This window comes from Algoriphagus yeomjeoni (genome assembly GCF_049821175.1).
GTDB lineage: Bacteria > Bacteroidota > Bacteroidia > Cytophagales > Cyclobacteriaceae > Algoriphagus > Algoriphagus yeomjeoni_A.
The window spans coordinates 3,407,453-3,433,132 of sequence record NZ_CP187512.1; the positions used below are offsets into that span (position 1 = coordinate 3,407,453).

Annotated in this window: 20 protein-coding genes; 16 read left to right on the forward strand and 4 right to left on the reverse strand. The window is 41.3% G+C overall.

Annotated elements, in window-relative coordinates; translation table 11 throughout:
* Window positions 1-215: 215 nt before the first annotated feature.
* A complete protein-coding gene (locus ACPUEN_RS13725; protein ID WP_425636468.1) occupies window positions 216-887 on the forward strand; it encodes a class I SAM-dependent methyltransferase in 672 nt (223 codons plus the stop codon).
* On the opposite strand, the gene ACPUEN_RS13730 is transcribed toward ACPUEN_RS13725, so the two are convergent.
* The 4 genes from ACPUEN_RS13730 to rbfA form a co-directional block, all read right to left on the reverse strand.
* Window positions 884-2,671, reverse strand: coding sequence for an ABC transporter ATP-binding protein (locus ACPUEN_RS13730; protein WP_425636469.1), 1,788 nt, complete (start codon window positions 2,669-2,671; stop codon window positions 884-886). The two genes, ACPUEN_RS13725 and ACPUEN_RS13730, sit on opposite strands and share 4 nt — an antisense overlap.
* 249 nt (window positions 2,672-2,920) lie before the next feature.
* Window positions 2,921-3,520 carry a hypothetical protein gene (locus tag ACPUEN_RS13735; RefSeq protein ID WP_425636470.1) on the reverse strand — a complete coding sequence of 200 codons (600 nt, stop codon included), beginning with the start codon at window positions 3,518-3,520 and terminating at the stop codon, window positions 2,921-2,923.
* A gap of 346 nt (window positions 3,521-3,866) precedes the next feature.
* Window positions 3,867-5,093 carry an FtsX-like permease family protein gene (locus ACPUEN_RS13740; protein WP_425636471.1) on the reverse strand — a complete coding sequence of 409 codons (1,227 nt, stop codon included), beginning with the start codon at window positions 5,091-5,093 and terminating at the stop codon, window positions 3,867-3,869.
* Between the two features lie 11 nt (window positions 5,094-5,104).
* Window positions 5,105-5,497 (reverse strand): 30S ribosome-binding factor RbfA, encoded by a 393-nt coding sequence (rbfA, locus tag ACPUEN_RS13745; RefSeq protein ID WP_425636473.1) that lies wholly within the window; start codon window positions 5,495-5,497, stop codon window positions 5,105-5,107.
* A 209-nt stretch (window positions 5,498-5,706) separates the two neighbouring features.
* On the opposite strand from rbfA, the gene ACPUEN_RS13750 reads away from it, so the two are divergent.
* The 15 genes from ACPUEN_RS13750 (at window position 5,707) to ACPUEN_RS13820 (ending at window position 25,679) form a co-directional block, all read left to right on the forward strand.
* Window positions 5,707-6,969 (forward strand): hypothetical protein, encoded by a 1,263-nt coding sequence (locus tag ACPUEN_RS13750; protein ID WP_425636474.1) that lies wholly within the window; start codon window positions 5,707-5,709, stop codon window positions 6,967-6,969.
* Between the two features lie 122 nt (window positions 6,970-7,091).
* Window positions 7,092-8,471 (forward strand): hypothetical protein, encoded by a 1,380-nt coding sequence (locus ACPUEN_RS13755; RefSeq protein WP_425636475.1) that lies wholly within the window; start codon window positions 7,092-7,094, stop codon window positions 8,469-8,471.
* A 244-nt stretch (window positions 8,472-8,715) separates the two neighbouring features.
* Window positions 8,716-9,324 (forward strand): DUF4255 domain-containing protein, encoded by a 609-nt coding sequence (locus ACPUEN_RS13760; RefSeq protein WP_111613186.1) that lies wholly within the window; start codon window positions 8,716-8,718, stop codon window positions 9,322-9,324.
* Window positions 9,321-10,448 carry a hypothetical protein gene (locus tag ACPUEN_RS13765; RefSeq protein WP_425636476.1) on the forward strand — a complete coding sequence of 376 codons (1,128 nt, stop codon included), beginning with the start codon at window positions 9,321-9,323 and terminating at the stop codon, window positions 10,446-10,448. Before ACPUEN_RS13760 ends, ACPUEN_RS13765 begins: the two co-directional genes overlap by 4 nt.
* Before the next feature lie 14 nt (window positions 10,449-10,462).
* A complete protein-coding gene (locus tag ACPUEN_RS13770; RefSeq protein ID WP_425636477.1) occupies window positions 10,463-12,190 on the forward strand; it encodes a phage tail sheath C-terminal domain-containing protein in 1,728 nt (575 codons plus the stop codon).
* A gap of 27 nt (window positions 12,191-12,217) precedes the next feature.
* Entirely contained in the window at window positions 12,218-13,684 is a 1,467-nt protein-coding gene (locus tag ACPUEN_RS13775; protein WP_425636478.1) for a phage tail sheath family protein, read from the forward strand.
* 40 nt (window positions 13,685-13,724) lie between these two features.
* Entirely contained in the window at window positions 13,725-14,159 is a 435-nt protein-coding gene (locus tag ACPUEN_RS13780; protein ID WP_111320708.1) for a phage tail protein, read from the forward strand.
* Between the two features lie 3 nt (window positions 14,160-14,162).
* Window positions 14,163-14,633, forward strand: a complete 471-nt coding sequence (locus ACPUEN_RS13785; protein ID WP_425636480.1) for a phage tail protein — start codon at window positions 14,163-14,165, stop codon at window positions 14,631-14,633.
* Window positions 14,634-14,637: 4 nt separating this feature from the next.
* Window positions 14,638-14,793 (forward strand): DUF5908 family protein, encoded by a 156-nt coding sequence (locus ACPUEN_RS13790; protein WP_158530630.1) that lies wholly within the window; start codon window positions 14,638-14,640, stop codon window positions 14,791-14,793.
* A gap of 11 nt (window positions 14,794-14,804) precedes the next feature.
* On the forward strand, window positions 14,805-15,605 hold the full coding sequence (locus ACPUEN_RS13795) for a CIS tube protein (protein ID WP_425636481.1): 801 nt from the start codon (window positions 14,805-14,807) through the stop codon (window positions 15,603-15,605).
* Complete coding sequence (gene vgrG, locus ACPUEN_RS13800) at window positions 15,598-17,352, forward strand: type VI secretion system tip protein VgrG (RefSeq protein ID WP_425636482.1); 1,755 nt, start codon at window positions 15,598-15,600, stop codon at window positions 17,350-17,352. Before ACPUEN_RS13795 ends, vgrG begins: the two co-directional genes overlap by 8 nt.
* A gap of 3 nt (window positions 17,353-17,355) precedes the next feature.
* Entirely contained in the window at window positions 17,356-17,634 is a 279-nt protein-coding gene (locus ACPUEN_RS13805) for a PAAR domain-containing protein (protein ID WP_425636483.1), read from the forward strand.
* A 1-nt stretch (window position 17,635) separates the two neighbouring features.
* Entirely contained in the window at window positions 17,636-18,049 is a 414-nt protein-coding gene (locus tag ACPUEN_RS13810) for a GPW/gp25 family protein (protein WP_425636484.1), read from the forward strand.
* Window positions 18,046-21,432 (forward strand): baseplate J/gp47 family protein, encoded by a 3,387-nt coding sequence (locus ACPUEN_RS13815; protein ID WP_425636485.1) that lies wholly within the window; start codon window positions 18,046-18,048, stop codon window positions 21,430-21,432. Before ACPUEN_RS13810 ends, ACPUEN_RS13815 begins: the two co-directional genes overlap by 4 nt.
* 11 nt (window positions 21,433-21,443) lie before the next feature.
* On the forward strand, window positions 21,444-25,679 hold the full coding sequence (locus ACPUEN_RS13820; protein ID WP_425636486.1) for a hypothetical protein: 4,236 nt from the start codon (window positions 21,444-21,446) through the stop codon (window positions 25,677-25,679).
* Window position 25,680: the final 1 nt, after the last annotated feature.

Sequence of the window (25,680 nt, forward strand, 5' to 3'; positions counted from 1 at the left end):
TCCATATTATATTGGAGGGCTTTTTTTTGAAGCTCTAGTTTAGGATAGAAAAACTTCTTTATAGCCCTTAAAATGGAGTTTATTAGCTTTTTAGATCCGAATAAATAAACCAAAATTTTACTCAAAATTCATTTCAATCTTAAAATTGAGCGAAGAATCCCGCAGGCTGATTACTTTTGTGATTATTTGTTAGCTGAATCGCCTAAGGGCAACGCATGAGTTTTATTTCGAATTTCTTTTCACCTTCAGACAATCCCAATTCTTTGGGAGCCAAATTTAGAAACCAAAGACAAAAAGATTTTGAAGATTTATTCTTTCGGAATTTTTCCAAAAACGATCCAATTCGAGTTCTTGATGTAGGTGGAGCTTCGTATTTCTGGGATACCAGCAGCCTTCCTTCTTTGCCAAATATTGAAATCACACTTCTCAACCTAGGCAAAGAAGACACCACTCATCCTAAAATAAAATCCGTCGTTGGTGACGCTACAAGTATGCCTGAGTTTGCCGAAAACAGCTTTGACCTAGTCTTTTCCAACTCTGTAATTGAGCACTTGTATACTTGGGAGAATCAGCAGAAAATGGCGAATGAAATCATGCGCGTGGGTAAAAAGTATTTTATCCAAACACCAAATAGGAAATTCCCAATAGAAGCTCATTACGCAATCCCTTTTGCCCAATATTTACCGCATAAGTTGCTTTATTTTTTACTTACAAAAACAAAAGTGAGTAGGCTTCAGAAATGGGACCCAACGCACGCAAAGCAATACTTGGAGGAAATTCGCTTACTCGATCAAAAAGAAATGCAGCAACTTTTCCCAGAGTCTAAAATCTATCAGGAAAAATTCGTGGGCATGATCAAATCAATCTGCGCCCACAATTTAGGTTAATCAGCGAATTGTAAGCGAACCAAGTTGGCATAAAACCCATCTTCTCTAGTGAGCAGATCGACGTGATTGCCTTGCTCCACTATCTCTCCATCGCTAAGTACATATATCCTATCCACCTTGCGGATAGTGGCTAGTCTATGAGCAATGATAATGGTAGTTCTTCCTTTCATCAACTCATCTAATGCTTCCTGCACCAAGTGCTCTGATTCCGCATCCAAAGATGACGTAGCTTCGTCCAAAATCAGAATGGATGGATTTTTCAATATAGCCCGAGCAATTGCAACACGCTGTCTTTGGCCACCAGAAAGCTTGATCCCTCGCTCTCCTACCAAGGTATCTAGCCCTTCAGGGAATTGAGAAATAAACTGCCAGGCATTAGCTTTCTTAGAAGCCATTATAATTTCCTCTTCAGTCGCTCCAGGCTTGGCATACTCGATGTTCTCACGAATTGACCCACCAAATAGCAGAACTTCTTGAGGCACCATTCCCACATGGGATCTAAGGTTTTGCAAATCCCATTCACTCAATTGACGATCATCTACTTTAATTGAACCTTTCTGCACATCATAGAAGCGCATGAGCAATTGAATAATCGTAGATTTGCCTGCACCTGAGTGACCTGCCAATGCAACTTTTTCACCTGGGTTGACATAGAAAGTCAGATCTTTCAGCACTTCCATTTCTGGTCGGGTAGGGTAATGAAATCCAACCTGATCAAAGGAAATTTTACCTTGGAAATTATCCGCTTTTTGCCCTGCAATTGATTCCGGCTCTTCGTCTAATATTTCCAAAACCCGCTCTGAGGAACCTATGGCTTTCTGTACCTGCCCATAAATATCTCCCAATCCAGCTATAGATCCTCCGATAAACGTGGTGTACAATACAAAAGAAACTAGCTCCCCTACACTCATTTCACCGGAACTGACCAAGCTTGCGCCGTACCACATCACCGCTACTATACCTCCAAACAAAGCGAAAATGATAAAGGAAATAAATGCTCCACGGTATTTGGCAGCACGCAAGGCAACACCGACTACTCTGTTCAATCCAGCACCATATCGAGCTGATTCGAACGCTTCACCTACAAATGATTTGACAGTACTGATAGACTGTAGCGTTTCCTCCACTATCACATTAGCAGCAGCTAATTCATCTTGGGTACTTTTGGAAAGCCTTCGGATAAATTTTCCAAAAACCATAGCTATCACCACCAAAACGGGGAAAGTAGCTAGCATGAATAAGGTTAATTTTGGCGTATTCACCATAAGGAAAATCACTCCAGCAATAAGCGTCACAACCTGTCTAAAAAGCTCCGCTAGCGTAACAGAGAAAGTGTCCTGAAGCATACTGACATCAGAAGTAATTCGGCTGATCAATTCTCCAGTCCTGCGCTTATCAAAAAATGTCATCGGAAGGCGTACCATTCTAGAGTATAGTGCAAGCCGGATATCCCGCATAGACTTCTCAGAGACTAAGGCAAAAAGCCAAACTCTAAAAAAAGAAAAGATACTTTGCACAGCAAGAATCCCAACTAAAATTAAAGCGATCGAATTGATGTCGCTTACAATCCAGTCAGTGCCTTGCGCGGTGTCGATAAGCTTGCCAGCTACAAAAGGAAAGGTGAGCAGCGTAAGTGAGGAAAATACAAGGAAAATCAATCCTAGAAAGAAGGTTCCTTTATACGGCATCAAAAACTGAAAAATGCCTCCCAGTTTACTTAAATTCTGCTTATTCAACTTCCTCTTTTCACTCTCTTCCAAAGCAGTTCCTCTTTTCTTAGCCATCCGTTAATTTTGGTATTGAGGGGACAAACTTAAGGCTTTTTTGTAAGGATTTCCTCAGTAAAAGTGAAAGCTTTGGCAATCAACTCAGACTATCAAATCAATTTAATAATCGGGTTTCACTTTCACCTTAGATATCATAAATACCAGAACGGCAAAAACTGACCAAAATCAGCCTAGGCTACAGAATAAGTTTCTTATTACTTTTGAAATGACACGAGAATAAATAGCCGCTGCTGTGGAATAAGACAACTATCTGCCCAATTGCGCATCAACCAATTCCCGCTTTAGTTTACGCTCACGTTCAAGCATATTCTTTCGGTGGTTTTCAAATTCCTCCTGCACTTCTGCCAAATCCTTCTGTGCCTTTTTGATTTTTTTGAAGCTGGTGAAGTATTGAAAAGAAAAAATAGCAAGTGCTCCTGCCAATACTGCCACCAGAATCCACATCAAAGAAGAATAAACCCCTTTGTGGATTCCCATTCCCAGAAATGAAAAATTATCTTTTTCAGCAATCGCAGCTAACTTCTCAGTTTCAGCTGTCGCCAAAATTGTTTTCAGATTATTGATCGAGTCTTTCTCCTTGACAATCAATAGCTTTAGATCGCCCACCTCGGTTCTCATGGTACTCATAGAATCAAGGATATTAGCTTTTAGCTGATCCAAATTTGACCGCTTTACAACCTTATATTCTTGGAAATTATTTGACACATTGTAGATATATTCAAATTGACTATCAATCGTGCCGGATTCAAGAGATCCTACATCTTCGGAAGCTTCTTGAGCAAATGTGAATGAAGGGAGAGAAATAAAGAAAATTATGATAAGGAATAGGGAGAGTATTCTTTTCATTTGGGAAGTAATTTACAAACTAGGGTGAATTGCGTGTTTTTTCAATAAACATGCCTAGCTCACAATTTAAGGCCATTTTTTAGAAGTATACCAAAGGCCTCAGAACAAATTTGCTGCTAAACATTGATTTACAGCATATTATAAAAAATATTGATTTTGATTTTTTAAAATAATTTTTGAAATGGTTGTACCCAGAAAAAATTGGCTGGTTCTTTTGCCTGAGATTGTGGTTGTCAGAGCGGTGCTATTTATTCATAATCTAAAAAAGGGTTTGACTCTACAAAATTCCAACTTTTATACAGAATTCAAATTTGGGGGAAATGATCCATTTGCTTAACCAAATAATTTAAATTTCCTTGACGGTATCTACTTGAGAAGCAATCCAGGCTGGTCTGGAGGAAGCCAAAAAAGTGATTCCTATCATCGCAATACTAATCCAGAAAAAGTCACTCCAGATCATTTTGACAGGATATGCATCTACTACTGCTGATGAAATACCAAGAGATACCAACCCAAATGTCTCTTGAAGAAAGCAAACCAAATATCCAAGCACAAGCCCAATCACAGCACCACTAAAAGCAATCATAGCGCCCTGCTTCAAGAAAATTCTTCTGATTAATTTCTCTGGTGCTCCCATAGCTTTCATCACAGCGATGTCTTTCTTTTTTTCTATTGCCAACATACTAAGGGAGAAGAAAATATTGAAGGAAGCTATCGCCAGAATAAATGTAAGTGTGAGAAACACGAATAGCTTTTCCATCTGAACGGTCCGAATCAGGCCGGCATGTTGTTCATCGGCATTTTTCACAAGAAAGTCTTCTCCTAAATGTGCTTTTAGTGTTTTGTGAACTTCAGCAATAGAGTATCCTTCAGCAACTTTCACTTCAAGTGAAGTTCTTTTATCACCGTATTTTAACAGTTTCCTTACAAAAGAAAGCGGTGCTATCACATATTCATCGTCAAACTGTCGATCAATGCTAAAATAGGCGACCGGGTCCAAGATGGCAGTTTCATAAAACTGAGAGGGATCGATGGTTGCTGCGCTTCTAGGTGCTTTAGGATAATAGATTTTCAAAGGTACATTGACATTTTCCAGATTGACCGACAGAAAAAATCCTACACCTCTCCCAAGAATTGCTGCAGGATTAAGTTCAGTGCCTAGCGTTGTGTCGCCCCAGAAATAGCCATTAGCGAATCGTTCTTGATCCAGGAAATTATCCGACACACCCTTTATTCTGCCTATCATTTGGTTGCCGTTGTAATCAAGCAGGACATTGTCCTCAATGACCTCCGTTAGAATTGCTACGCCTTCCAGGGTTTTAATACTATCCAACCATTCTTCGTTGGTCATAAAACTTTTACCAACGGCCGCCTCAATTTTCAACTCCGCATCGAAGCTGGCAAAAATACCCCGAATCAAATCTTCCAAGCCATTGAATACAGACATCACAATCACCAAGGCCATGGTGCCCACTGCGACTCCTATCATAGAAATCCTGGACAAAATGGTGATGAAGTTTCGCTTCTTTTTACTGCGAAAATACCTGGAGGCTATGAAAAAACTGAGATTCAACGGTAGCTTGATTAATCCTCTTCTTCTTGACCCTCTTCCTCGTCCTCAGGCGGTGCTGGCGGAATGGCAAGATTAGAAATCACCTTGTCCATGTGTTGAGCATAGGCAGCCGAATCATCCGGGAAAAATGCGATTTCAGGAATTACCCGAACTGATTTTCCAATTCTCTTGGCTAATTGGTGCCTGATTTCCTTTTTGTGCTCATTGATCAGATTAAATGTTGCTTCTGGATCAGCTAATAAAAAGCTCAGGTAAACTTTTGCCAAACCCAAATCAGGGCTCATCATTACACGAGTAATCGTCACCATAGCACGTCCGACTAGGTGTTTTGATTCTTTTTGAAATATATCTCCAAGCTCTTTTTGTATCAGCTTGGCGTATTTTTGTTGTCTTTTACTTTCCATATGAAGTATTTGTGGTACAAATTTAGCGAAATAGTTGGGCAAGCTTTAATTTCGGGCAAAACCAACCAAACACTCTTCTCAAATTCACCTTGTTCAGCTTTTTCAAATTAAATGATCCCTTCAGGCTAATTGGCATAGGAATATACGTTCTACTGCTGACATTCGTCTATTTGATGCTAAATCCTTTCCCTATTACCAATCCACAATTAATGTGGATGCTACTCGGAGAGCGCTTGGGGCAAGGTTATTATTTATATCAAGACATCATAGATGACAACGGTCCTCTTTCGGCGGGGTTTTTCACCATTATGGATTTACTGTTTGGCCGTAGCCTTTTCGCTTATGAAGTGGTAGGAAGACTTTTAATTTCCTTCCAGATCCTTTATTGGAATTCTATTTTGATCAAGTTTAGGGCATTTGACGTCAATACCTATCTGCCAGCTATCATCATGGCTGCTCTTTTCCATTTTTCTTTTGACCTATTGAGTCTTAGCCCGGCATTATTGGGTAGCACATTTTTAATACTCGCCCTTGGACAGCTTTTTTCGCAAACCGTATTGCAAAAAGACACAAGTGAATCTACCCTTTTAATTGGAATTTATGCTGGATTGGCCACAGGCTTCCAGCCAAATTATATCCTATTTTTGCCCTACATGATATTCACTGGAATTGCCATCAGTAGCTTTTCCTTCAGGCAATTGATGCTCTCCTTAGTTGGGTATTTTCTGCCAATTTTGTTGATTACAGTATTTTATTTTTGGAACGATGGATTGGAAGAAGCTATCCAAATCTGGCCTCTTACATTTCTATCGGAAAAGTATGAATATCAATCCCTCATAGATTGGCTGATTCTTGGGATATTTCCACTTTCCTTAGCTGTGGTTGGGTATTTTATAGCCACAGTATTACGTGGGTCTACTATCAATCAGCAAAAGCAAAGGCAGCTTATCCTAATTTGGTTGCTGTTTTCAGCAGCAGAATTCTTCATCATCAAAAAGCAGGCGGCATATCAATTAGTGATTTTGATTCCCGGGCTGACTTACCTGATTACTCAGTTCTTCCTAACTATCAAAAAGGAAATCGTTGTCAAGATTACATTTTATCTTTTGGTTATAGGCCTCCCTGCTGCTGGAATATGGTATTGGCAACAAAAAATCGCAGATTCGGAATATTTTGTAGGGCAAAATGAAGCCAATTATTCTGATGCTATCCTAGTAATGGGAGACGATCTCGCTCCTTACCTTGAAGCCAGAATCGGTGGTCCATTTCTTAATTATCGCTTGAGTAAGCTGTATCTTGATCAAGATCGGGATTTAAGAGAAAAGGCAAGGCTTTTTCAAATGCTTCAAAAGCAGCTGCCATCCACAGTCATAGATCCTAATGGCGATTTCGAAACACTACTCAAGCAATTTCCGGCTTTGGAAAGTCAGTACAAAAAAACCTCTGCGGGTGTTTTCACTTTAATAAAGTAAGATTCCCCTTGTTTTAGGTACTACACCTTAAGGGCAACTTATGTTTTAATCGTTTGATTATCAGGTAAATAAATCGTATTTTAGACCTAATCAACCCTTTTTTACGCCTTTAATACTTTTTTATGGAATCTATCAACCAATTGTTGGAAGCATGTTCATTGCCAGAAAAAACGCAGTTGCTAGAATTTGCTAAAATCAAAAACCCTCCTGGTTCAAAGAAACTGATGCTCATGAAACTCTTTGTGAACCAACCTGGACTTAGCGATACAGAGTATTCTCAAAAAATCTACAAAAAGCCAGAAGGTCCAGCCTATTTTCAACTCAAGAAACGAGTGAAAGATGAGTTTGAAGAACTTTTTCTACTCCTCAAACCAACTTGTATAAAAAAGGAAAATCAGCTTCATATCGAATGCTCAGAATTACTTTTGAAAAGCGAGCTTATTCTGGCTAGGGGCATACGGAGTGAAGGTTCTAAATTATTAGAACGAGGGCTAAAAATGGCTATAAAGAACGGCTTTCACGACTTGGTTTTGACTATTTACAGTATAGCCGCCCGATTTGGGATTTGCGAGGTATTGAATAATAATGACCTTCCTGAACTTGAAATTGCGATCAAAAGCCATTTGCAATTATTAATCAAGGAAAATTATAAAAATCCAGAAGATCAAAAGGAGTCAAAAAATGAGCACTTAAAGACGATGATCCGTCAACTTAATTATAACCGAAAATCCTGGTTAATATTAGATGATATTAACCGATCTATACAACACAAGGATTATGAAAACGCCCTGTCTCAGGTAAATGAAGCAGAATTGGATTTGAATCAAAATAACCAATCCCGCACAAAAGATGAATTGCTATTAACGAAGACTTCTATACTTCTTGCTAAGCGGGAGTATACCGAAGTATTGGAGGAGTGTATATACTCAGTAAACCCAAGTAAATTTTCAATTGAAAATAAACTTAGATACTCCCTAAACCATTGGTATGCCTTATTTCATTTAAATAAGATTGACGAAGCACAGCAAATCCTCCATAATAATTTAATGAAATTGGATTCCGATCAAGATAAAAAATGGAGATATCTAGAAGCCTATATTCAATTCAAACAAGGCAATTTTAAAACTGCATTGAAAGAAATTCATTCTTGCCAGAAATACCTGAAGAATAATTCTGACTATTATTTGGGTTCAAAAATGCTGGAAATAATGATCCTTTTTGATCAAAATGATCAAGACTGGTTAGAATATAAAATTGAAAACTTTAGGAAATTAATTTCAAGATATAAATGCAAGACACTTACACGAATTCAATTGGCATTTCAAGTATTTTCAAAATTACAAAAATCACTTTTTAAAGCTTGTTTAATAGACTTGGTCAATGATCCGATTCTTAGTGATCTTCGAAATGAAATTGAAGGCTTGGAGTGGAGACCTGCCTCCTCTGAATTAATTCGATATGATAGCTGGATCAGCGCAAAAGTGAATAGCCATTTTTCTTAATCTCAAAAGCTGCCAAACAAATGAATCTTTTGAAACGATCAAAACTTTCTTGATTATTAAGAAAGATTAATGTCATTAATTAACGATAATTTTTAACTACTCAAATGATTTTCAGCTAATTGTAATTTTTTAATTCTTAATTATTGCATAATTCAGCTATATAATTTCCTGTCAATTTCGAGCTAGGTTCAATACCTTGACAAAGGTTTTTAACCATCTTTTTCACATTATTTTTTCTAGCGATATGATTCATTCTACACTGGAATTTTTGACTGCAGAATTGAACGCCTTTATCAAGCTGAAGGTAGGCGATACGATGGGGAATAGAATTTATCTCTCCAGTGTCACTAATGAATCTGGGCTCGCTATTCCTGATCAAAGTCTTGGCCTTTCACTAATAAATATAGAAGAAGAGCGCACGATTAAAGAGCAGCGAAGTACTTATATAAATGCTGTAGGAAAGACTGAAAAGCGAAACCCAGAGATTCAACTGAATCTGTATGTGTTGATCACCGCGAATTTCCAGAACAAAAAATTAAACGATTCCTCGGATGATTATGTGGAAGGGCTAAAGCAATTGGGATACGCCATCGCTTTCTTCCAATCCAAGAATGTATTTACCAAAGAAAACAGTCCTGGCTTGGCAAACTTCGATCCTGAGCTTTCAAAAATTGTAGTAGAGCTATACAGTTATTCTTTTGAGCAGCTCTATAACTTCTGGACTGTAGTAGGGGCAAAATATCTGCCCTCCGTCTTATATAAAGTTAAAACCTTGAAAATTCAGGAAAACGCAATTCAGGAAAGCGGCGATCCAATTGAAAAAATTCATCTCGATACACTTCATAAATCATGAGCATCATCTACACACGCCTCGGCGAAGTAGCGCTTCGCCATGACTTTTACCGCGATGGCTTGGCCAAAGACATGATTCTCATGCCTTCACCTGAAACGGCGCAATTGATGAAAAATGGCAAAATTCTGTTCAGAAAAACGCCTGGCGGAATAGTCTTACTATACAGGGCTGAAGAGGATGAAGTTACACCACTTATTCCTGTAACATTACCGCAATCATTTTTCTTCTTTTTCAAACCTGAAAATGCAGCCGCCTTTCTTCAGGTAACTGATTTGGATAACGGTTCAGAAGAATTTCAAGCTGGTAAGCTTCCCTTTTTTCGAAATACTCCGGCAAATGCCTCCACGGCAAGCGAAAATCCAGAAGAACTGTCCTATCAATTATTAGATGGGTTTCGCCCAAAAGCATTTTCTCTGCAGCTCACACTAGACCCAACCCCAGCTTCAGTTCGGATCAAGGTCAGAAATGCAGCAGGAGAAATAGTGTCTGCTGGAAAAGATTCTTCGGGCCACCCATTGCCTGACGGATATGAAATTATGCCAGATGAAAATGGTCTTTTTAGAATTCTTTTTGATCTCAAAGGAAGAAAAGAAGGTGTTTACACATTCACACTGCGAAATTCCGGAGACACCGATGACTTGTGGTCCAAGAAGTATTGGCTTGGTGGATCTTTATCTTTGCAGCCATTTGGCCTGATTGAACTGCGTTTCCAAGCAACACCGAATCATCTCTATGGGGCTACCGAATTTTATCAAGTTTCCTTTTCAAGAAAAGAAAGTCGCTGGACCTATTACGTCGTCAATTGCAATAAAAAGGTAGATCTAGTGACCACCCAGCTGAGAATCCAAGACTTAGGTAATGTAGGAAGCGTTCCCTATGGCTCTTATACGTTTGATCAAATTGGAACTAGTCCGAGTGCTGAAGTCAAAATTAACAATTTGGATACAGTTGTTTTTCGCTCGCAGAATAAGATCCCATACTTCGAAATTCCAAAACTCAATTTTCAACTCAGAAGAACACCTGGAAATCAGATCCTAATCCCAAATCTTCCAAATCCTTCCCGATCCGCTCCGACTAAGCAAAGTGGTGGAGAGGCTAACTCAGAAATATATGTATTCATCTAGCAAACAATTCGAATATGGCAGACTTTAAAACCCCCGGGGTTTATGTTCAGGAAATATCAACCCTCCCCGCCTCTATTGCTCCAGTTGCTACAGCAATCCCAGCATTCGTAGGCTATACAGCAAAACGCGAAAAAAACGGTGAGACCTTACCCTTAAATAAGCCTGTACGAGTCAGTTCCTATTTGGAATACAAGGAGATTTTCGGTGAATCCTATGCAGAAGATTACGGCGTAACTTTGACAGAAGCAGCTGATGGATCGACGGTAGTAGAAATAACTGACCCGACAAATTTTTCTCCATACCGAATGACTTACCAAGTCTACATGTATTTTAATAATGGAGGCGGTCCATGTTATATCGTACCAGTTGGTGGTTTTGTTGCTGGCCCAAATCCAGCTCCAGCCTCCATTGATCCTGGTGAGTTGATAGCAGGCATCAATGCCTTGGAAGAAGAGGATGAGCCTACACTTTTAGTAGTTCCAGAAGCAGTCATCCTAAGTGCCATAGATCGAAAGACTATCCATGATACACTAATTGCTCAGTGCGCTAAACTTCAAGACAGATTTGCGCTAATGGATGCACTGCACTATGGTACACAGAGTGTAAAAGATGATGGTGACTCTTTCCGTGACGAAGTAGGAAGCAGCGAGCTAAAATATGCTGCTGCATATTATCCATCGTTGAAAACCTCGCTATACAAATACTATTCTGAGGCCAAGCTGACAATCACGGACAATAGAGGAGGGGCTGGACTTGGTCCTTTTCATAATAAGAGACTTAATACTGTCGGGGCAGGTGATGCCTTTGCAACAGCAACCATCAGAATAAATAATAATGCCACCATAGACGGGGATATTTTCACCATCGCCGGCGATAGCTTTGAAGAAGGGACCGATTTTATAAAGGGGGGAGGAAATGCTTCAACAGCAGGAAATTTAGATACTCTGCTACTAAACCATCCTGATTTCTCTACTAGTAGAGACGGTGATACAATTACCCTTACCGCAAAAGCACCAGGGATTGCTGGAGCTTCTATTGTACTTACTTATGACGATAATGGCGATGGAGGAGCAGTGGTGTCCGGCGCTGGTACTTTCTCCTGGCAAGCACCAGACAAGACACTTTATAATACCATTGTAGCAAAGCTGCAATCCAAAAAAATGGAACTCTATCCATCTGCATCGATGGCAGGTATTTGTGCACGGGTTGATCGTCAGCGCGGCGTATGGAAAGCACCAGCAAATGTAGATGTTCGCGGAGTAATTAAGCCTGTTATTTCGGTGAGTGCTGAAGATCAAGGATTGCTCAATGTAGATCCTACTTCCGGCAAATCAATAAACGCTATTCGCTTTTTTCAAGGCAAAGGAAACTTGGTTTGGGGAGCTAGAACGCTCTCTGGAAATGACAACGAGTGGCGCTATATCCCAGTTCGCCGACTTTACATTTTTGTGGAAGAGTCAGTCAAAAAGGCTACCGAATTTGTCGTGTTTGAGCCTAACGATGCCAATACTTGGCTCAGGGTAAAAACAATGATTGAGAACTTCCTGAGCAATCTCTGGAGAGATGGAGCCTTAGCTGGGGCCAAAGCGGAAGAAGCTTTTTTTGTACGAATAGGCTTGGGCAAAACCATGACCCCTCTGGACATTTTGGAAGGACGCCTAATTGTTGAAATCGGTATAGCGGCAGTGAGACCGGCAGAATTCATCATCCTGAAATTCTCTCATAAACTTCAGGAATCTTAATCCATTTCATTTTAAAAAAATTTAGCCATGTCAATTCAATCTACACCAGGCGTTTATATAGAAGAAATTTCCACTCTACCAGCGTCGGTAGCTTCTGTGGAAACAGCAATTCCAGCATTTATTGGTCATACTGATTTAGCTGAAAAAAATGGCGAGGACGTGCGGGGAGTACCGACTCGTATAACCAACATGCTCGAATTCGAAGCAACTTTTGGCAAAGGAAATCCAGAAACTTTCACGATTTCGGTGGTGGACAGCTATGACGCGGCTAAAGGTTCGGGAGAGAAATTAGCAACGAGAAAAATCACTGTAACTCCACCTGCTACCCCAAGCCCTTACAAGCTCTATTACAGCCTGCAGATCTATTTTTCCAACGGTGGTGGACCATGTTACATCGTGTCAGTCAATGACTATGACAATGTACCCGTCAAAGGGGATTCTGCTACTCCAGCGAGTATTTTGGGAGGTCTTGATGCAATCAAAGCAATCGACGAACCAACTTTATTAGTGTTCCCAGATGTAATTCCTGCAGTCTTGCCAGAGACAGTAGGCTCCGTTTATAAAGACATTTATGATACAGCACTTTCTCAATGTGACAATTTAAAAGATCGATTTGTAATCATTGATGTAAAGGATGTCACTTCAGACCCATTTGCGGATGCTCAGAACTTCAGAGATAATGGAGTAGGTATTTCTAACCTAAAATATGGAGCAGCTTATTATCCAAACTTGAATACTTCTCTGAATTACGCTTACTCTCTAGTTGATCAAACAATTGCGCATACCAATAATTATCCTTCTGGAGGCACACTTACAGAAGCAGGAGTTTCTGATACACTCAACTTGGAAACACTTGAAATCAGTGATCCGAGCCTTTTTAGAGGAATTGTGGCTGAGATCAAAAAACAATACATCACTTTACCTCCGTCAGGAGCCGTTGCGGGCATCTATGCAAGAGTGGATCGCCAACGTGGTGTATGGAAAGCCCCAGCAAATGTAGATGTACGAACAGTAATCGGTCCATCGCGCAAAGTTTCCCATGATCAGCAAGCAGACCTCAATGTTGATGCTACTTCAGGAAAATCCATTAATGCAATCCGCACTTTCACAGGAAAAGGAACGCTGGTCTGGGGAGCAAGAACTTTGGCAGGAAATGATAATGAATGGCGCTATGTACCGGTGCGAAGACTCTACATTTTTGTCGAAGAATCAGTGAAAAAAGCGACTGAATTCGTGGTCTTCGAGCCAAACGACGCAAATACTTGGCTCCGAGCCAAAACCATGATTGAGAATTTCCTTTCTAAACTTTGGCGTGACGGGGCATTGGCAGGAGCCAAACCCGAAGAGGCATTTTTTGTAAGAGTGGGACTGGGTCAGACGATGTCTGCTCAGGATATTCTCGAAGGGCGACTCATTATCGAAATCGGAATGGCAGCAGTAAGACCTGCCGAATTTATTATCCTGAAATTCTCTCATAAGCTTCAGGAATCCTAACCTAACATTTCATCGAAAGCAAACTTAAAATCAAAATATTATGGCAGTAGCATATCCAGTTTCCGTGTTTCATTTCCAGGTAGAATGGGGCGGATCCCGCATAGGTTTCACAGAAGTATCAGGCCTTACTGTGGAGCTACAAAGCATAGACTATCGTGAAGGCAGCTCACTTGAATACCATGTGAGCAAAATGCCTGGCATTCCTCAATATTCAAATATTACATTAAAAAGAGGGGTGTTCAGAGCTGACAATGAATTTTTCCAATGGCTCAATACCGTGAAAATGAACAACATTGAACGTAGAGACCTCACCATCAGCTTGCTTAACGAAGAGCATGAGCCAGTGATGGTTTGGAAGGTGAAAGAAGCCTGGCCATGCAAAGTGGAGGGTCCTTCATTGAATTCTACTGGAAACGAAGTGGCGATAGAAACAATCGAACTTTGCCACGAAGGATTGGCAATCGAAACCCCGTAAACAATGGCGCTATTTCATCCACCAACCGGGTTTCACTTTCTAGTAAGGTTTGAAGGGCTTTTACTAAAATACCCGGCCTTACCTGATATAGGGTTCCAAGAGGTATCTGGATTGAGCGTGGAGATAGGAGTTGAGGAATATGCCGAAGGAGGAGAAAACCGATTCAAGCATAGAATGCCTAACCCGATTTCTTATCCAAATCTAGTTTTAAAAAGAGGGATGGCAATCAGTTCTCAAATCGCAAAATGGTTCAAAGACAGCGTGGAAGGCTTTCAGTTTGAAACGCAGGATATCACGGTCATTCTTTTGAGTCCAGAGAAGGTACCACTTCAAGCTTGGAATTTTGTCAATGCCTGGCCAGTGAAATGGTCAGTCGAGGGATTCAATGCCATGGAGAATTCTATCATGATCGAAAACATAGAATTCGCCTACCAATACTATAGGAGAATTAGTCCAGACGACCTTTTACCATAGAAAGATGCCCATAGAAATCAGAGAACTAATAATTCGTACTACTGTGGATGCAGCTGAAAGTAAGCCTACAGGTAAGGGAAACAAACTTCCGGATACAGGTGCTGTCATGGACGGAATTCGAGAATTAAGCCGATTAATTAAAGAAAAAAACGAACGCTAAAACTTAGCTTAATGTCACTTTTAGATATTTTTTCTCAAAAAGGAGGGTTAGAAAAGCTGAAAATCACAGCTTTCAAGGACGAAAACTACAATGAGTCAACAGCGACTTATGTGGTGATGTACAACCCTACAACTTTCAGCCAGGAGTTCAAATCCAAATGGATTCCAGAAGAAGGGCCTTCCGACGGGAAACAATATCAATTCAGGACATTGGAATCTGATTCGGTATCCTTTGAGTTTCTTTTTGATGCCAGTGCAGCTTCCCCGCCCAGTGAGGACAAATCCGGTGATACTAATTTGGATTACCTAGGTGAGGACAAGCCAAATCTGGAAAGTATCTCCGGCAATAAAATCTCTGCCATTGAGCTGATCAATCAAGATAAACATGTAGACCGGGCGATTAGGAAATTTCTGGATATCACGCAAAATATTCAATCAGATACACACAAACCCAACTATTTGCAGATTAACTGGGGAGCCTATCAATTTCGGGGAGTTTTGGCTTCAGCTACGATTAATTACAAGCTTTTCAATAGCTCAGGCTTACCAATTAGAGCAACTGTCACTGCCAATTTTGACCAGTCGCTTTCCCGACAGGAGCAAGCAGCAACTACGGCCCGGACTTCACCTGATCTTACTCATGAGCGAATTGTCAAAGCCGGCGACACCTTGCTTTTGATGTGCCAAAGAATTTATGGAACGCAGGAGTATTATCTGGAAGTAGCTCGCGCCAACCAATTAGGGAATTTCAGAAAGCTCACTCCAGGCCAAAAACTAATTTTTCCACCTCTAGCTAAAACGTCAAATGCCTGAATCCTCTACATCTGCGCAAACTCAGCTCGACCTTGCCACTTTCAAAGTCTATTCTGATGGTCAGGAGCTACCACCATCAGTGGGAGTGGCAATAATTGCTGTACGCAAAGGGGTAAATAAAATCCCCATGGCTAAACTGGTTCTTTTCGATGGAGATATAGCTACGGGTGAATTTCAATGGAGTGAAGGCGATTTATTCAAACCTGGGGTAAGCCTGCGTATTGATGCGGGATACCACAATTTGGAAGAGCCCATATTCGAAGGAATTATTATCAAGCATGGACTGGAAGTCTATACCGACAAGGCATCAAGACTAATTCTAGAGCTTCGTGATCCTGTGATCAAAATGACTGTCGGGAGAAAGAATAAGTACTTTTTCGATAGCTCAGACAGTGATGTGATGGAAGAATTGATCGGTGACTATTCAGCTCTAGAAGCAGATGTAGAAAGCACCAGCTTATCGCATGCTGAGATTGTCCAATACCACGCTACTGACTGGGATTTTATGCTCAGCAGAGCAGATGCTAATGGAAGAATTACCACTACAGAGTCTGGGAAAGTAACCATCCAAAAACCACAAACTAGTGCCGATCCTATCATCGAACTTCAATATGGAGATAATGTGGTAGAATTTGAGGCGGAGATGGATGCAAGGCAACAGTATACCGCCACTAAGGGATTTAGCTGGGATTTCATCAAGCAAGAAGTCGCCGAAAAAGAAGGAGCTAACCCCTCAATGGACTTTCAAGGGGATATCAGCGGCGATGATTTAGCAGCAGTTATCGGGCTGGAATCCTTCCAAATGCAGCATGGTGGTCTGTTGGCAGACGAAGAACTTCAGGCTTGGACCGATGCTGGCATGATGCGAAGCCGTCTTTCCAAAATCCAGGGAAGAGTCAAAATCCTTGGCGACAATCAAGTAAAGCCTGGCGATATGGTAGAGCTAAAAGGCTTTGGATCACGATTCAATGGCAAGGCCTTCGTGTCGGCAGTTTATCACGAAATTTCTCCCAACCAAAAATGGTTTACCCATCTTGGTTTAGGCCTGGATCCAAAATGGGTTTCCCAGCAATACGACGATATCATTGACGAACCTGCTTCGGGACTTGTGCCAGCGATCAAAGGACTTCATATCGGGATTGTTACCGTGTTGGAAGGAGATCCGGATGGAGAAAATCGAATTAAGGTAAGGCTCCCTTTGGTAAGCAAAGATGAGGAAGGAATCTGGGCAAGATTTGCTTCACCGGACGCTGGAAATGAACGGGGAATATATTTCAGACCAGAAATAGAAGATGAAGTTATAGTCGCTTTTATCAATGAAGATCCTCGAGACCCAGTGATTTTAGGAATGCTACACAGCAGCAGCAAACCATCACCAATTGAAGCGAAAGATGATAATCATGAAAAAGGGATTATCACCCGTGACCAACTCAAGTTACTCTTTGATGACGATAAAAAAACAATTTCCATTGAGACTCCAAATGGAAATAAAATCCTTCTCACTGATGATGAAGGTTCCCTCCTTTTGGAAGATGAAAATGGTAATAAGATCAGCATGAATAGCGATGGGATAACAATTGAAAGCGCTAAGGATCTGATTCTAAAAGCAAGCGGTGATGTCACCATCGAAGGTACCGGAGTGGAAGTAAAGGCCAGCGCTCAGCTGAAAGCTGAAGGGTCAGCAGGAGCAGAGGTTACCTCTGGAGGTCAGACAGTTATTTCAGGTTCACTAGTACAAATCAACTAAACTATGCCTGCAGCAGCACGATTCGGAGATACAACTACACATGGGGGAACCATCATTGGCCCAGGGGAAGCTACGGTTTTGATCGGCGGAATGCCGGCAGCAGTCTTAGGCGATAATCACGCCTGCTCTCTTCCTCCAAATACCCATCAGCCGACAGTCAGCCCTTTCATAGCTGGTAGCGCAACAGTATTAATTGGAGGAAAGCCCGCTGTAAGAGTTGGGGATGCCTGCGTTTGCGGTGCTTCGGCTGCTGTGGGAGAACCAACTGTAATCATAGGATAACATGGAAAACAACAATTCATTTTTAGGTAGAGGCTGGGCATTTCCAGTGACTTTTAGCTCAGAAAGCCAGCAAGTGCAGATGGCCGAAGATGAGGAGGATATCCAGCAGAGCTTGATCATTCTTCTAAATACTACGCTGGGAGAACGGGTCATGCGTCCAGATTACGGAGCAAATATGGAGGATTTATTATTTGAAGCGCTGAATGTGACTACGGCAAATATGATAGCAAATCGCATCAAAAAGGCGATTCTATTTCATGAGCCTAGAGTAAAAACTGAGGATATAGACTTAAGGCCAGATTATAACGAAGGAAGGATCGAGGTCCTGGTCACCTACACCATCATTGCTACAAACAACCGAAGGAACTTGGTGTACCCTTATCTATTCACCGAAGCAACTGATATTAAATTATGAGTAAAGACTGCAACGATCTAACCCTTCCCGGCAACGGAACTAGCCGCGCCCAAAGACTGATTAAAAGTCTTTTGCCTGACTATGTCCAAGTAGATGAAAGGAAAATGGAGGATTTGCAGTCATTCGCAGTGAAAATTGCTGGAGAATTAAAATTCATCAAAAATGAAGATCCTTGGACAGTGGGAGATTGGTCAGGATTTTTCGATCAGAAGATTGAGGAAAACCAATTAACAAATCCTCATTTTGCTCTTTTTCTCGCATTTCTGAAGCTTTTCAATTTTGCGCAGCAGGATATAAATACTATCACCCAGAGGCATTTGGATTTTTATTATAGAGATGTACTTCGCCTCAAAGAAAAACCAGCTGAGTCAGATCAGGTCTATTTAATTATAAAACTGGCAAAGCATATTCAAGAACATTTTCTTGCCAAAGACACCGCCTTCAAAGCTGGGAAAGACGACTTGGGAAAAGAAATTCTGTTCCAATCAACAGATCCAAACGTCATCAACAAGGCTGAGGTCAGTTCGCTGATGAGTCTTTTTAAAGACGAAAACAGCAGGCTATACAAATCTTCAATTGCCAATTCCGCTGATGGATCGGGTGCAGAAATTCTAACTGAGGAGATGCAATGGAAGACCTTTGGAAGACCGTCTAAACAATTCCCAAATCAGGACCGAGAGCTAGCAACCCTAGGATTTGCTTTTGCAGCGCCAATTCTTCTGATGGGAGAAGGTACGCGCAAGGTTTCCTTAAGGATCCGATTTGAGCCAACCGAGGGATTATTGGAAAAATTGCGAACGCTACCACTGGATGAAACCTTCGAAATCTGGTTTAGCGGAGAAGAGGAGTGGATTCGTGCAACTATTGGATGGGAAAATTCTGAGGATAATGTCGATGCAGAAGTTCTGGAATTTCTAAATAATGCAAGTTCCTGGCAGGACATCGCTGGGCTAGAACCTCAATTCGGGCCAGTGATCGATGATCCAGAATTTGGAAAGCACCATCCGTTCAAAGGCTACGATATCGGCGAGATCACTGCGAAAAATATTCTCAGCCGTAGAGAATCTTTCTCAACCAAAAGATTTTCGAATTTGGACCAAGTTGAAGCAGTCCGTGGCGTTGGCACAGACAAAATCAATGACCTCCGCTATTCTTTCCAACTCACAAAGCACAAGTTAATTTCTGGAGCAAACGGAATCGATCTGATTCTCAACTGCATGCTTTTACCAGATGATCCGGCAGTGGTTAATTATGACGAAGAAGTCCTGTTGCAGCGAATCCAAACCAATTCACCAGTCATGAAAGTGAATTTGGCGAATACCATCCAAAGCTATGGCTATGAAATTCTGAAAGAATGCGAGGTAAAAAATGCCAGTATCAAAATCGATGTATCAGGGGTGGAAAATTTGATTCTTCAAAACGACCAGACCATTTTACCGATTGGCAAAAACATCCAACCTTTTGGATTCAGACCAGTCAAAGGATCTAATTTTTATATAGGTAGTAAAGAGGTTTTCGGGAAATCTCCGAAGACGATCGACTTAAAATTCAAATGGCATGGACTGCCAGAAGCTGCCACGGGATTTAGTGACCAATATGCAGGTTATGAAACTCGAAATAATCAGAGCTTTACAGCAGCCGTGGATTTCTTGGATCAGAAAACCTGGAAACCCATCAACTCATCAAAATCACTATTTCAAGGAAATAATAGTCTTCCACTAAGCACTGACAAAACAATAAACCTCAGCGGTGCAGCTTGGAATTCAATCACAGATGATCCAGAACTTGAGAATCTTACCCAATGGTCTCCAGCTTCCAACCGTGGTTTTCTGCGATTAAAACTGAAAAGCCCTGATTTTGGGCACAAGGAATATCCCTTGCTTTTTGCCAAGGCTGCACTTTCACAAGCTTCACCAACAATTACTGATATAGCTCTTCCTAAAGAGCCATATACTCCCGAGCTGCAATCAGTAAGTCTAGACTACACTTCTGAAGAAGAACTGAATTTGAAGAAAAGTAAATGGGATGGTTTCTTTCATCTTGGAGCATTTGGAGAAGCAAAAGTTTCAGGTCAGAATGAGAGTTCACCTCTACTGCCCAATTATTCTGATGAAGGTGAACTACTGATCGGACTCTCTGCTCACCAAAAATCGCAAAATATTCAGCTCTTGATTCAGATTCTGGATGGCTCTGCTAATCCTGAAAAACCAGTTCCACAGGTCAAATGGAGCTATTTGGCAGGAAATCAATGGAAAGAATTTGATAAATATTCCGTCTTAACGGACGAAACAAATGGATTGATTCAAAGTGGATTGGTATCCTTTGCTATGCCCCGAGAGGCAGATAATACGCATACGATTCTGACGGATCAACTTACTTGGCTGAAAGCTTCAGTCAATTCTGATTCGGATGCTATCCCTGATTTTATCGCAGTCTTAGCGCAGGCCGTCAAAACCAAGTTTGAATCCATTGAGAACGATCCTTTGCGGGTTGGGAAAGCAATTCCAACAGAAACTATCAGCAAACTAAAAATTGGTGAAAGTGCTATCAGTAAAATCCAGCAGCCTTTTTCATCCTTTGGAGGAAAAACTGCTGAATCCTCCAATGATTTTTACCAGCGAATTGCTGAGCGGATTCGGCACAAGCAACGGGCTATTACGATTTGGGATTACGAGCATTTGGTTTTGGAGGAATTTCCTGAAGTTTATCAGGTGAAATGCCTCAATCATACTAGCTATGACGGCGACCTTACAAAATACCGAGCCTTAGCTCCTCGAAATGTGACTTTGGTCATTATCTCAAATGTGCAAAACAAAAATGCCATTGACCCACTTCGACCAAAGGCAAGTGTAGCCCAACTTTCCAGCATCCGAGATTTTATCACAGAAATCTATCCTCCGGGAGTATTTCTTCATGTAGTCAACCCAGTTTTTGAGGAGATCCAGGTGAAAACCAAGGTGAAATTCCACTCTTGGGCTGACAAGAGCTTTTTCGCCAGAAAACTGGAAGATGATCTCAAAGCATTCCTTTCTCCATGGGCATTTGAGACCGATTTCGATTGGACATTCACCGAATCCTTGCATAGTTCTGTTGTACTTCACTTTGTAGAAAAACTCGAATACGTGGACTACCTGACTTGTTTTGAACTCTACCATCTGGTCAAAAATCCAGTTTCGGGTGAGCTTCTTTCAAGAACCCGAGTAGAGGCAGCTAAGGGAAGTCGTGGCGTATCGGTACTAGGGTCTATTGGCATATTGAATTCCTATGGAGATCACCTCATCGAGGTCTTGGAAACTGAGGACTGCCTCTGTGAGGACAATGAAATAAAACCTGCTGCGAGCATCGCATCTGTGGAAGACGAGGACTTGGATGAGGCATTTTGATACTTGAAAAAATGGAACAGTCAATAACCATATCGAAAGCAAAACCAACCAACAAAAGCATGGATTATGAGCTGCTGCGCACAGAAGCAATCAGCTATATCCAACGCGTGGGAGGAAAAATATGGACTGACTACAACAGTCATGATCCCGGCATCACCATCCTTGAGGTACTTTGCTATGCGATTACAGACTTGGGCTACCGAAGTAATTTCCCTATTCAGGATTTACTGGCAGATGAATCTGGCAGTTTGAAAAACCAATTTTTCTCAGCTTCCGAGATTCTTCCCTCCACACCTGTCACGATAAATGATTATCGGAAATTTTTGATGGACGTGGAAGTCGTCGATGAAGATGACCTGGAATGCCCGCGTGCTGGAATCAAAAATGCCTGGATTATCATTCGTGAGAGCAATGAAATTGCTATTTATCCTGATCGGAAGGAAAAAACCTTAGCCTACAAGCCTTTCCCACCAACCGAAGAAGCTCTTCAGCTTGGGATATTGTACGATGTATTGCTTGAGTTTGACTCTTGCGAGAATCTTGGAGATCTCAACGAGAACAAGATCAGCATGGAAATAGAAGTCGAGGAACATCCAGATTTGGAGGGTGTGGTCATCGATATTCAAATAGAATTCCCAAGATGGGATGATGCCAAAGTCGACTGGAAAGATCCGGTAAGCATTCGCAAGAATGTGCATGCGATCTCTATTCAATTCCAAAATGTACCGGATGGAATTACGCTTGAATTCGATCTCAGCCCGAGCAATCTCATAGAATTAAAAGGAAGCAAACTAGTGGCTGAGGGACTTGATCCTCTTGAGGGACTAGGGACTTTGAGCAATCAGGTAAATAATTTCACTTTCGACAGTCCTGAGGGTATCTTGGCATTTTACCTGAAAAAAGTAGCCAAAATCAGACAAATTCTCGGGAAGGCAAAAGGGAGTTTGCATGCGCATAGAAACCTATGTGAGGATTTTGTGGATTTTCATGCATTGAGAGTGGAGGAAATCTTGGTTTGCGCAGACATAGAACTGTCTCCAAATGCTCCGATTAATGAAACAGAAGCACTAATTTTTCAGGCAATAGGTGCCTTTCTTTCTCCCCAGGTAAATTTTTTCAACTTGGAAGAAATGCTCAATCGTTGCAAAGATGAAGCATTGCCGATAACCAAGATCCAGCAAAATCCGGCTAAAATCTGGATTGAAATACCGACCTCAGACTATCCAAAACCAAAGTCCAGCTTAAGTATAATCGGCTCTGGTGGAAACGTAGGTATCTATGAGGCGCTTGAGGTGAGAACAGATCCAAAAAACAGTAAACTCTGCGAAATCCTACTTAGTCCAAATTTCCCCTCACCGGTTTTGATGGATGACGATCAAGTATTTCTGGGAAATTGGAAGGAATCTCAGTGCGTCCCAACAGAAAAACTTTTCGAAGGACCACTCCTAAAACATGGCTTTATAGATGAAGGAGAACTAGCTAAAGCCGACCGAAGATCCAGCATTCATGTAACGGATCTGATCCATATAATTATGGACATTCCAGGTGTGAAGGCAGTGAAAAGTATCCAAATAGCGAACAAACCACAGGATAATGCCAGCGGATCTATTCCATCTAAAAGTGTAAGATGGTGCCTGGAATTAGCAGTGGATGAGTATTACGTCCCAAGACTAAATACCGAACTGTCTAAAATCACTTACTACAAGGAAGAATTGCCATTCCGGGCAAATCGGGAGAAGGTCGAGGATTTGCTGCAAGAATATAAAGCTGGCGAACGCAAGCAAAAGATCTATTATCCTAAAATGGATTTCGACTTACCTCAAGGAAATTTCAGAAATCCTGGAGCTTACAATTCCATCCAAAATGACTTTCCCCTGGTCTACGGTATCACAGAAGCTGGTATGCTTCCAAAATCCCAAGGGAGGCCGAATCTGCCTCAAGTGCAGCAATTGAAGGCTTATTTGATGGTTTTTGAGCAGATGCTGGTGAATTACTTGAGTCAACTTGCCAATACCAGACACCTATTTTCCATAGATAATAGTACCGATGAATTTGGAAACCCAACCATTGATGCGACCTATTTTTCCCAGAGCTTAGAAAATCTAACACCTGATGGAGCAGAACTTTGGAAGGATTTAGTTGCTCTTGAGCCTACTGTTAAAGAAATTACTGAGTCTGTCGAGGGCTTTCAAATTAGAAGAAATCGCTTCCTAGATCACCTACTAGCCCGTTTTGCTGAGAAATTTACCGACTACGGCTTGCTTGCTTTAAGGCTGAATCCTGCCGAGGGCCAAGCAAGATTGATTGAGGATAAAATGGCTTTTCTCAATAACTATCCGGAAATCTCCTCTGAGCGAGGAAAAGGATTTGACTACAAAATCGGAGATCATTTTTGGCATCGGGAAAACTTGTCTGGCCTGGAAAACCGGATTCAAGGTTTGATGGGAATTAGAGAAAAATCTGCTTCCTGGCTCCGATTCTCACCTGCGTTTGAATTTGTGGAAAGTTCAGGTAACTGGAAAGTTCAAGTAAAAGATTCTTCAGATGTAGTTCTATTTGAATTAGAAGCAGTTTTCCCTAGTAAAGAAGAAGCTGCTTTGGCATTGGAAATAGCTCTATTGATCGGAGCAAGCAAAGAAAATTATCAGATTACAGCAGAGGATTCGGGCTTCTCATTTGAATTACTTTGGGAAGGAAAAACTGTAGGTTCAAGCATAAAAGAAGATTTTGGAGATGATACTGAAGGAGGTGATGCAGACCTTGCTCTTTCAGAGGTGAGGGAAATCCTTCGCGAAGAATTCCTTAACAACCCCCTAGCAAACCGGAAGAATTTAAGTCTTGCTTTAGATGCATTTTGGCAGGCTGAGATTACGGTTAGCTTGGCTCCCGCTCCTCCAAAATACACGTTGGAATACGCACTTTTTGACGCTCCTTTTGGTGCCGGAACGAAATTGATCGAAGGAACTTTGGAAGTAGAAGTCCCTGATGCTACTTCAGAGCCAGAGCTTCAAGATCTAGCGGAAGAAAGGCTGGAAGAGTTGATTTGGCAGATTTGTACAGCAGGGGTGATGGAAGCTGCTTATGTCACTGACCCTGCGCCTTATTCTGCACCTTACAGATTCTCATTAACCGATCCTATTCGCGGTGGTATACTTGCCAAAAGTGTGGAATCCAACTTCAATAATCCTTTGGCTCTCGCTATTTTAAATGAAGATTGGGGAGATGCTTGGCTGGTTCAAGCTGGATTTGAGCCAATAGAATTGAACTTCACAGAAGCCACAGCGATTGGACCATATATTCAACTTAAAGCCAATCAAACGCCTCAGAAGTATGATCAGATTCATTTCGAACGGGCTTTTGAGGTTATTGGACTCGATGTTGAAGCCCATGAAATTAAAATAGCAGGGCTACACGCCGCACTTTTTGAAGACTTCGGGGACATTGAAGTTCAATTTATGCAAGGCGAAACCGAGCATTTGATTTACTATTCCATCCATCAAATCAGAGAAGAGGATGGAAACACGATTTTGATTACCAAGAAAAAGCCAAGACCAGACTTGGTTGAATATCCTGAAAATGCCGAAGAGCAACCCGGTGGATTCGTGATATTCAGTAGACAGTTTGAAGTAAAATCTGTGACTGGAGACTCTTTTAGAATTCTTGGGGGAGCGGAAATGAAAGCCATTCAAAAAGTACAGCAATTTTTCGTGAAGGAGTTTTTCTCACATGAAGGAACACACCTGATTGAGCATATTTTGCTCCGACCAAAAGTAAAAGGAAAATATAAAGTGGCCGACGGACTTGGCGGATTTGTCAATGAAATCCTAGAAGATAAACTACTTGATCCGCACTCTGAAGAAGAATGCGTCTGCACACTAGATGATCCTTATACCTGCATGGCGCATGTGATTTTGCCTTACTGGGCAGGTCGATTTACCAATACAGACTTCAGGAGATTCCTAGAGAAAAAGATAAAAAGAGAGACGCCAGCACATGTGTTTTTGACCATTTGCTGGATTAGTCCTAGCCATATGAAAGCGTTGGAATTGGCCTGGAAACTCTGGCTACTCGAAACGCTAAAATCAACTCAGGAGCCCAAAAAGCTTTCTGAAACACTCGCAGGGCTAATTGATGCCTTGGCGCAAATCCGAAATGTCTATCCTGTAGGCACTCTTCACGACTGTGACGAGGATGACAATTTGGAAAACTCCATCATTCTCAACTCCTCATCACTGGGAGAATTTTAAC